At 70.6% G+C, this 9,179-nt stretch carries 8 protein-coding genes; 5 read left to right on the top strand and 3 right to left on the bottom strand.

The window, feature by feature from the left end:
• Positions 1-348 precede the first annotated feature (348 nt).
• Entirely contained in the window at positions 349-1,077 is a 729-nt protein-coding gene (locus tag VIB55_RS06490) for a hypothetical protein (RefSeq protein WP_331875855.1), read from the top strand.
• 632 nt (positions 1,078-1,709) lie between these two features.
• On the opposite strand, the gene VIB55_RS06485 is transcribed toward VIB55_RS06490, so the two are convergent.
• A complete protein-coding gene (locus VIB55_RS06485; protein WP_331875854.1) occupies positions 1,710-2,597 on the bottom strand; it encodes an alpha/beta hydrolase in 888 nt (295 codons plus the stop codon).
• Between the two features lie 54 nt (positions 2,598-2,651).
• Positions 2,652-4,112: a PLP-dependent aminotransferase family protein gene (locus VIB55_RS06480; protein ID WP_331875853.1), complete on the bottom strand. Its 1,461-nt coding sequence runs from the start codon at positions 4,110-4,112 to the stop codon at positions 2,652-2,654.
• A 121-nt stretch (positions 4,113-4,233) separates the two neighbouring features.
• Here VIB55_RS06480 and VIB55_RS06475 point away from each other — a divergent pair, with 121 nt between their 5' ends.
• Genes VIB55_RS06475 through VIB55_RS06465 form a run of 3 tightly spaced genes read left to right on the top strand, consistent with a single transcriptional unit; the run spans position 4,234 to position 6,978 of the window.
• A complete protein-coding gene (locus VIB55_RS06475; RefSeq protein WP_331875852.1) occupies positions 4,234-4,785 on the top strand; it encodes a DinB family protein in 552 nt (183 codons plus the stop codon).
• A 48-nt stretch (positions 4,786-4,833) separates the two neighbouring features.
• Positions 4,834-5,688: an alpha/beta hydrolase gene (locus VIB55_RS06470; protein ID WP_331875851.1), complete on the top strand. Its 855-nt coding sequence runs from the start codon at positions 4,834-4,836 to the stop codon at positions 5,686-5,688.
• Positions 5,689-5,724: 36 nt separating this feature from the next.
• The gene (locus VIB55_RS06465; protein WP_331875850.1) at positions 5,725-6,978 is read left to right on the top strand and encodes a DUF1624 domain-containing protein; all 1,254 of its coding nucleotides are present in this window, start codon (positions 5,725-5,727) and stop codon (positions 6,976-6,978) included.
• Positions 6,979-7,026: 48 nt separating this feature from the next.
• Here the strand turns inward: VIB55_RS06465 and VIB55_RS06460 are convergent, their stop codons facing one another.
• A complete protein-coding gene (locus VIB55_RS06460) occupies positions 7,027-7,848 on the bottom strand; it encodes an endonuclease/exonuclease/phosphatase family protein (RefSeq protein WP_331875849.1) in 822 nt (273 codons plus the stop codon).
• Between the two features lie 192 nt (positions 7,849-8,040).
• Here VIB55_RS06460 and VIB55_RS06455 point away from each other — a divergent pair.
• Positions 8,041-9,179: MEDS domain-containing protein (locus tag VIB55_RS06455; protein WP_331875848.1), on the top strand; the 1,139-nt coding region annotated here is incomplete at its 3' end.

Below are 9,179 nucleotides of genomic sequence, written 5' to 3'. Positions count from 1 at the left end.
CCACCAACGCGAACAGCGTGAGAAGGCGCTGCCAGCGGGCGCGAACGAAGCGGACCAGCGCCCGCACGATCCCCCGCGCGGCGCCCCTCACCTGGGATGTGGGAGGGGCGGATTGGATGTCGGTCAAGTCGGCCGGCCTGCACACGGCGTGAAGAGGTGGTATCACCGGATCGCGCGGGACACCTGCAGGAAAGTGGCCGCGGATCACCCCACGCGGAATCTTCTTCCGCGCTCGGCTCGTACAGGCAGGAGGCCGACCCTGCGCGCCGGTTTGATGACTCCCGCGCGGCCCCCCTGATGCGGAGGCCACGCACGGCCGTGACGGTACACCCGCCCCAGACTGAGAACATGCCCGACGAGCGAACGTACGGCGAGGAAGAGGTCGCGGAGATCTTCCGCATCGCGGCCGAGGCCCGTCACGAGGCCGGCGGCACCGGGCTGGCACCGGTGAACGGGTTCACGCTGGCGGAACTGCAGTCCATCGGCGGCGAGGTGGGGCTGGCGCCGGAGCGCGTGGCCCAGGCGGCCGCGGCGGTGGAGCTGCGGCGAGGCGCGCTGCGCCGCAGCGAATTGGGGATGCCGATCGCGGTGGGCCGCACCGTAGACCTGCCGCGCGCACCCACGGACCGCGAGTGGGAGATGCTGGTCGCCGACCTCCGCGAGACCTTTGGCGCCAGGGGCCGCGCGGGCTCGCGCGGCGAAGTGCGCGAGTGGACGAACGGCAACCTGAACGCGTTCGTGGAGCCCACGCCCAAGGGCTACCGGCTGCGGCTGTCCACCACCAAGGCCCAGGGGCTGGCGCTCAACCGCATGGGCGCCGTCAGCCTGGTGATGGCGCTCGTCACCCTTGTGGTGCTCTACCTCACCGGCGCACTGGCGGGGGAGATGCTGGGACCGGTGATGCTTTCGATGATGGGCGGCGGCGCGCTGGCCTGGAACGCGCTTCGCCTGCCGGGGTGGGCGCAGGAGCGCGAAGGGCAGATGGAGGCGATCGCCGTCCGCGCGAAGACGCTCCTGGGCGCCCCGCCCGCGCCGCGCCTGTCCGGTCCCGGCGATCCGCTGCTGATGCCCGGTTAAGCTGCATCGACGCCGGAATCCAGGAACACGAATACGCCGCCGCTCTTTCCCGAGCGGCGGCGTTTCGTTCGTGGCGTCACACCTCTGGCTGCCTCGCATGCCGCGGGTGGCTCCTCCCCCGACCCCTCTCCGCATGCTGCGCATGCGGAGAGGGGAGAACTTCATACCAGATGAGGCTGGGTCGTTTGCATGCGGCGGGCGCCCCCCATCCCCAGCCCTTCCCCCGCAAACCCCGCGGGGGAAGGGAGCCAGCCCGGTGCGTACCTGGAGCCTGCGGCGGGCGACCAACCCTGTCATCCTGAGCCCCAGGCGCACGGTGCCGGCCCGCACACCGTGCGTCGCGGGGCGAAGGATCTAACATTGGGCACGTACCAGCCTGGGCGCGGCAGCGGTCACCCGGGCAGAGGCCGCGACGCCAGGGCGTTTCGAATTGCGCCGGCGCATGCCTCGGCTGCCCTCACCCCCGGCCCCTCTCCCGCAAGCGGGAGAGGGGAGAATTCGATCGCGCTTCGGCATGCCTCGCGCGCTCGAATACGCGAGCAGTCCGCGAAGGCGGACTTCGGGCCCTTGTTGCCGCGACTTCAGTCGCCCCAGCCCGGCCGGCGCCAGCACACTGGACCTTCCGCTTACGGCTACGGCGCCGGGGCCGGCTTGAACACGGTGCGGAAGGCTCGCAGCGCCGCGGGGTGATAGATCGTGGCGTGCTTCTCCTCTGGCATGTGCTCGTAGAACCAGCGCAGTCCGCGTGCTTCGCTGGCCCGGAGGTCCGCCGCCAACGGGCCGATGGCCTCCTCCAGCCCGCCATCCCCGCTGCTGGCGAGGTACACGGTCTTGCCGGCGAGCGGCTGCGCGCCAAGGCGCTCGCCCGCGCCGCGCACCAGCGCCTGGCCGTTCCACCACAGGCTAGGATCGAAGGCGATGTAGGTGTCGAATAGGCCCGGTTCCAGCAGGAAGGTTTCCATCACGAACAGGCCGGCCAGCGATTCGCCCACGATCGCCGTCTCGGCGGTGGTCCGGTAGCGCTCGCGGATGCGCGGCATCAGTTCGGTTCGGATGAACGTGCGGAACGCCGCCGAGCCGCCGACGCGCGGCGCGATCCGCCTGTCCGCCTCCACGGTGGTCGGTCCGGTCATGTCGCGGCGCCGCTGGGTGTTCTCGATGCCCACCAGGATGAACGGGCGCATCGTCCCGTTGCCGACGCCCACCTGCACCAGCCCCGCCACGTGCAGAAAATCTTCCGCCATCCCGCCGTCCGGCATGTAGAGCACGGGAAAGCGCTGCGTCGCGGCTTCCGCGTATCCGGGGGGCAGATACACGTTGATGCGCCGCGTCTCGTTCAGCGCGGCGGACGGCATGGTGAACGTCTCACCGATGCTGAGCGGACCGGCCCCACCCTGCACGGGAGCGGGCGTCGACTGCGCGGGGATGGGCGCGGCCGGGGCCGGCCCAGGGACGACCTGCGCGGTCGTGGTGCAGGCGCCACCGAGGCAGAGTGCGGCCACCGCGATCGTACGTCTCATCTCGATATCCAGTTCGTCAGGGGGTCAGGTCGCGTTCATTCTCGTGAGCCGCCGTCACAGGCATCGGGCGAGCGCCTGCACGCCGGCGCGGATGGCGTCCGGGGCGAGCGCGCCGTAGCCGAGCACCAGGCCGCGCGCCGCGGGAGGGCCGATGTAGTAGCGGGCGAGCGGGTGCACGTCCACGCCTTGCTCCGCGGCACGGGCGGTCGCGAGGACGTCGTCTGCCGTATCCGCCAGGTATCCCACCACATGCATCCCGCCATCGGCGGGACCGAGGTGCATCCTTCCCGCCAGCGTGCGGTTCACCTCATCCACCAGCACGTCCCGCCGCTCCCGGTACAGGCCGCGCAGCCGGCGGACGTGCACGCCGAAGTGCCCCTCGGCAAAGAACTCCGCCAGTGCCACCTGGTGAAGGAGCGCCGTGTGCCCATCCAGCAGCCCGCGAGCAATGGTGAAGGGCGCCACCAGGTCCGCGGGAACGACGGCGTAGGCCAGGCGGATGGACGGAAACAGCACCTTGCTGAAGGTGCCCGTGTAGACCACCCGCGCGTCCTGATCGATCCCCTGGATTGCCGCCGGGGAGCGTCCGTCGAAGCGGAACTCGCCGTCGTAGTCGTCCTCGATGATCCAGGCGCCGGCCCCCCGTGCCCAGTCCAGCAGCTCCAGCCGCCGTTCCAGGCTCATCGTTACGCCCAGCGGATACTGGTGCGAGGGCGTCACGTAGGCCAGCCGCGCGTCGGGGGCGGCACGCACGCCCTCGCTCACCTGCAGCCCGTCGCCATCCACCGGCACCGGAACGATGCGCGCGCCGTTGAGGGTGAACGCGGCCCGCGCCCCGGGATAGCCCGGCTCTTCCAGCCACACTGCGTCGCCGGGATCCGTAAGCACGCGGATGGCCACGTCCAGCGCCTGCTGCGAGCTGGTGAGGACGATCACCTGGTCCTGCGCGCACATCACGCCACGCGACGTGGCCACGTACGATGCGATCGCCTCGCGCAGCGGCCCGTATCCCGCCGGATCGCCGTAGCCAAGGCTGCGCCGCCCCAGCCGCCGCATCCCGCGGGAAACGAGTCCGCGCCAGATGTCCAGCGGAAAGGCTTCCACCGCGGCCGATCCGCCGGAGAACGCGCGCGGCACGCTAGGGTCCGCCGAAAACGACGACGGGTTGAAGACTCCGGCCCGGGCGGCGAGACGCCGTGTCGCGGAGGGAGACGCAGCCCGTGCCGACGGTTCGGGCTGCAGCACCCGGTCGATGATGGCGACGTAGGTGCCGTCGCCCGTGCGCCGCTCGATGAACCCCTCGGCGCGGAGGCGCGAGAACGCCTCTTCCACCGTGTTTCGCGACACCGCCAGGTCCGCGGCGAGCGACCGCGTGGACGGGAGTCGCACCCCTGGCGCCAGGCGGCGGGCGAGGATTGCGCCACGAAGGGAGCGGTAGATCTGCAGGTTGAGCGGCGGACCGTCCCGCTGAAGCTCCAGCACCTCCAGTCCCACTCCGCCGGGCTTCTTCGGCACGCCGCCCTCTCCAATATTGGTCCTGCCGATACATGGATAACGGCTCTTCCCGCCGGACCGTTCTCGCCTATTATGAAAGCAGCAACCGTTGGATGCAAGCACCCCCACCCGCACGCCGCCCATGATTTCGCGCCCCGATGCATCCGAGCATCCCCCTTATTTCAGCCGCTACGTGGACCTCGTCCCTCACGGCGACGTGCTACTCACACTCAGAGCCCAGCTGGCCGGCACGCTGGCTTGGATGCGAGGCATGGACGAGGCGGATGGCGGATATCGATATCTTCCCGGGAAGTGGAGCATCCGCCAGGTCCTGGGGCACGTGATAGACACGGAGCGGGTGATGGCGTATCGCGCGCTCCACTTCGCGCGGGGCGACGCGGCACCGCTGCCGTCGATGGACCAGGACCAGTTCGTCGCGGGCGCGGAGTCCGACGCCCGCACTCTCGCGGACCTGGCGGACGAGTTGGAGCACGTGCGCCTCGCCACGATCGCGCTGTTCCGCCCGCTGTCCGCCGAAGCGCTCGCCCGCCGCGGGATCGCCAGCGGCGCGGAATGCTCGGTGCGCGCACTGGCGTGGATCATCGCCGGGCACGAGCTTCACCACGGCGCCATCCTCCGCGAGCGCTACCTTCCCGCGCTCTCCAGCGGTTCCGGAGCGGGCGCACAGGCGTAACCGGCGGCCCTGCTCCGCATCCCCAAAGCCACACATCGAAGGAAGATCATGTTCAGGACGATCTTGATCAGCGCGGCGGCCGTTCTCCTCACGCTGGGTGAGGCGCACGCGCAGGTGGTGAACCTCTGGCCCGGCGTCGCGCCCGGCTCGGAAAACTGGACGCACCAGGAAAAGGTGTACGAGGATACGCCGGTCGGCACGGTGATCCAGAACGTGGTTACCCCCACCCTGACGGCGTTCCTTCCGGACTCCTCGAATGCGACGGGGACGGCGGTAATCATCGCGCCGGGCGGCGCGTTCATCGCGCTCACCGTCAGCCTGGAGGGTGCGGACCTGGCGCGCTGGCTCCAGCAGCGGGGGATCGCCGCGTTCGTGCTCAAGTACCGCACGGTGGAGCAGAAGGGCGAGGGCATTCCGCAGATGGACATGGACACCGCGGGGCGATACGGCATCGCGGATGGAATCCAGGCGCTGCGCGTGGTGCGGCGGCACGCGTCCGAGTGGGGAATCGCTCCCGACCGCGTGGGGATGATCGGCTTTTCCGCCGGGGCGATGGTCACCAGCGGGGCGCTGCTGCAGGCGGACAGCGCGGCGCGCCCCAGCTTCGCGGCGATGATCTACGGGGGTCCGCTGGGCGTGATCCCCGCGATCCCCGCCCGGCTGCCGCCCACCTTCCTCGCGTGGGCGCAGGACGACCGCGTGTCGCGAGGGCGCGTGGTCCGCTTTCACGATGCCCTTCTCGCCGCGGGCATTCAGCCCGAGGTGCACGTGTTCGCCACGGGCGGCCACGGCTTCGGCACGCGCAAGCAGGGGACGAGCAGCGACCACTGGGTAGACGTGTTCTACTTCTGGCTGCAAGCGCAGGGACTTACAACCCGCGCTACGGCAGTGAGCGGATCGTAGCCGCGCATCATCATCCCCCGCCACACCTGGTTCATCATGCAGACCACCCGCGCTTCGGCCCCGCCCTCCGCCGATCCGGCGCACGGACCCGTCGCCCTCCCAAAGAAGCGGGTGGATGCGCTGGACGTGCTGCGCGGGCTGGTGATGGTGCTGATGCTGCTGGACCATACGCGCGAGTTCGTTCACCGCGACGCGCCGCTGTTCGACGCGGCGAACCTGGACCGCACCACCGTCGCGCTCTTCTTCACCCGCTGGGTGACGCACTTCTGCGCGCCCATCTTCGTCCTGCTGGCGGGGACGAGCGTGGCGCTGCAGCTGCGGCGCGGAAAGTCGAAGGCGGAGCTTTCCCGGTTTCTGATCTCGCGCGGTTTCTGGCTGGTGGTGCTCGAGTTCACCATCGTGCGCCTGGGGATCGCGTTCGACCTGGACTACGGCGCGTTCCCGGGGATGCTGCAGGTGATCTGCGCGATCGGCGTTTCGATGATCGTGCTCGCCGCGTTCGTCCACCTGCCCGTCGCGGCGGCCGGCGCGGTGGGCGTGGCGATCATCGCGCTGCACAACCTGGCGGATCCCATCGTGGTGCAGGGCTGGGGCGGCCCGGGCACGCCGGGCCCCGATGCGCTCGGCACGCTGTGGATGGTGCTTCACCAGCCCGGCTTCATCCTGCTGTTCGGCGCGCCGGCGCTGGTTGCGTATCCCCTGCTCCCCTGGCTGGGCGTGATGCTGGCGGGGTACGCACTCGGTGGCGTGTACGGGTGGGAGCCGGCGCGGCGGCAGCGCTTTCTCGCCCGGCTCGGGCTGGCGATGGTCGTGGGATTCGTGCTGCTGCGCGCCACGAACGTGTACGGCAATCCGTCCCCGTTCACCGCGCAGAAGGACGCGGCGTTCACCGTCCTCTCCTTCCTGAACACGAACAAGTATCCGCCGTCGCTGCTTTTCGTGCTGATGACGCTGGGGCCGGCGCTGCTCGCGCTGGCGTGGCTGGAGCGCGTGCCCCGCGGCCGCGTCGGCCGGGTACTGGTGACGTTCGGCCGCGTTCCCCTCTTCTTCTACGTGCTGCAGTGGTTCGTGGCGCACGCCATGGGGCTGGGGCTGTCGCTGGCGGCCGGCAGGCCCACGGCGCACCTGTTCGGGTTTCCCGGCGGCACGCCGCCGCAGCCCGGCGCCGGGTTCGGGCTGGGCGTCACCTACCTGGCCTGGGCCGCCGGCGTGGCGCTCACCTATCCGCTCTGCCGCTGGTACGCGGGGGTCAAGCAGCGGCGGACGGAGTGGTGGTTCAGCTACCTGTGAATCCGTCGACCGGTCGCGTCGGCCGCCACGCCTCCGGCGGACGCCGGATCAGCGCAGCCGCAGCCGGAAGACGAGCGGCCGGTGATCCGACGTGTCGCTGGCCAGCACCTGCGCGCTCTCGCAGCGGATGGCGCCGTTGACGTAGAGGTAGTCGATCCTGCGATCCGGCGCGCTGGCGGGAAAGGTCATCGCATCCCCTTCCCCGCATCCCTCCCATGCATCGCGGAACCCCGCCCCGCGCAGCTGCTCGTGCACCGCGCTCTCCGGGCGCGCATTCAGGTCTCCGCCGATCAGCACCGGGATCCCGGGCTCCACCCCCGTCCGAGAAACCTGCAGCACGGTGGCGATCTCCTGCATCCGCCAGACGTCGTCGCCCGTGTGGTCCAGGTGCGTGTTGAGCACGGTGATCGGCCCGCCCGGCGCATCCACCACCGCCACCAGCACCCCTCGCTGCTCCCGATTTCCCGTCGTGCGCCCCGGCGGGGCCGTGACCAGCAGGGGGACCAGCGTGTCTCGCCGAATGGGCCAGCGGGAAAGCAGGGCCACCCCGTAGTCACCCCCCTGGAAGCCGATCGTGCGCCCGAACGCCACCGAGTAACCGGTGAGCCGCGCCAGCACGGCCGGCTGGTCGACGGGGCCGGACCGCTGCGTGTTGCGGTCCACCTCCTGGAGCAGCACCAGGTCCGCCCCCGTGCCGCGAACCAGTTCCGCGACGCGCGGCAGGTTCTCGCCCTCGGCGGTATCCTTGCCCGCGTGGATGTTGTAGACCAGCACCGTCACCGCGCGCTCCGGCGGGGGAGCGGGGACCGTGGCGCAGCCGGCCAGCAGCGCGGCCAGGGCGAGGACGAGCAGTCGCGCGAGCGGGGTCATGGACGTCCGGAAGCGGCGAGGGTGGACGGAAACAGCAACAAAGATGTCCCTGCGCCGGACCCGCGGCCAGAGAGCCGCGGGTCCGCCGCGGAGAGCACCGTGCCGGGGGAACGCGCGTAGAATGGCGGAGCGGGAGCATCCGCGAACCGGCACCCGACGCTCTTCGCGAACTGCTCCCAATCGGTCTACAACATGCAGCGATTCTGGCAGGCCCACGATCGCCAGCCGATGGGGAGCTCGATGACACCGACGGAGCAGGTCGCGGAATCCGCCACGGACGAGGTGCCCCGGAGGTCCGGCATCCACGCGATCGGCGACATGCCGTGGGGTACGCACTTCTGCAGCTTCTACGAAACGCGCTCCGACATGCTCGACATCGCCGTTCCGTACTTTCGGGCGGGGCTGGAAGATGACGAGCAGTGCGTGTGGGTGACGTCCGAAGACGTCGAGACGGCCAGGGAAGCGCTGAAGCAGGCGCTTCCCGGCGTGGACGTGCACATGAACACCGGCGCGCTGCAGATCGTCTCCTGCGAGGACGTGTTCCTTCACCACGGCGGCTTCGACGCCGACCGCGTGATCGCCGGCCTGCTGGCCCGGGTGGAGCGCGCGCTGGCGCGGGGCCACGCGGGGCTGCGGGTGCACGCCGACGAGGCCTGGCTCACCCGCAGCACGCGCGAGGCGTTCGCCGCGTTCGAAGAGCTGATCGACCAGGAGCTCGCCGGGAAGCGGCTGCTCCTGCTCTGCACCTATCCGCTGAGCGGATGCACGGGAAGCGAAATCTTCGACCTCGCGGCCACCCACGATTTCACCATCGCCCGGCGGTTCGGCGAGTGGGAGATGATGGAATCGATGGAGCTCGTCGCCGCCAAGGCCGAGATCCAGCGGCTGAACGCCGAGCTCGAGCGGCGCGTGCAGACGCGGACGGAGCAGCTGGCCAAGGCCAGCGCGGCGCTGCGCGACAGCGAGGAGCTGCACCGGGTGCTGGCCGAGAACACCAGCGACCTGATCACCCTTCACGACGTGGATGGCCGCCGGGCGTACATCAGCCCCTCGGCCCTGCGCATTTTGGGCGGGGTACCCGGCGAGCCGTTCGCGGGCGTGCATCCGGACGACCTTCCCGCCGTGCAGGATGCGGTGCGCCGCTCGCTGGAAGGGGAACGGACGCTGACCACCTATCGCCATGCCGCCCCGGACGGCGGCTGGCGCTGGCTGGAGGCGTCGGGCTCGCTGGTGCACTACCGGGGGATGCCGCACGTGCTGGCCGCCAGCCGCGACGTGACGGAACGCATGCGCCTGGCCGACCAGCTTCGCCAGGCGCAGAAGATGGAGGC

The sequence above is a fragment of the Longimicrobium sp. genome, from assembly GCF_036554565.1.
Lineage (GTDB): Bacteria > Gemmatimonadota > Gemmatimonadetes > Longimicrobiales > Longimicrobiaceae > Longimicrobium.
Note: the sequence above shows the minus strand (reverse complement) of the source record. Positions and strands in the feature narration are given on the sequence as shown.

Excerpts from the sequence above, each read along its gene's own strand:
- VIB55_RS06490 (WP_331875855.1), top strand. The coding sequence starts at position 349 with ATGCCCGACGAGCGAACGTACGGCGAGGAAGAGGTCGCGGAGATCTTC.
- VIB55_RS06485 (WP_331875854.1), bottom strand. The coding sequence starts at position 2,597 with ATGAGACGTACGATCGCGGTGGCCGCACTCTGCCTCGGTGGCGCCTGC.
- VIB55_RS06475 (WP_331875852.1), top strand. The coding sequence starts at position 4,234 with ATGATTTCGCGCCCCGATGCATCCGAGCATCCCCCTTATTTCAGCCGC.
- VIB55_RS06470 (WP_331875851.1), top strand. The coding sequence starts at position 4,834 with ATGTTCAGGACGATCTTGATCAGCGCGGCGGCCGTTCTCCTCACGCTG.
- VIB55_RS06465 (WP_331875850.1), top strand. The coding sequence starts at position 5,725 with ATGCAGACCACCCGCGCTTCGGCCCCGCCCTCCGCCGATCCGGCGCAC.
- VIB55_RS06460 (WP_331875849.1), bottom strand. The coding sequence starts at position 7,848 with ATGACCCCGCTCGCGCGACTGCTCGTCCTCGCCCTGGCCGCGCTGCTG.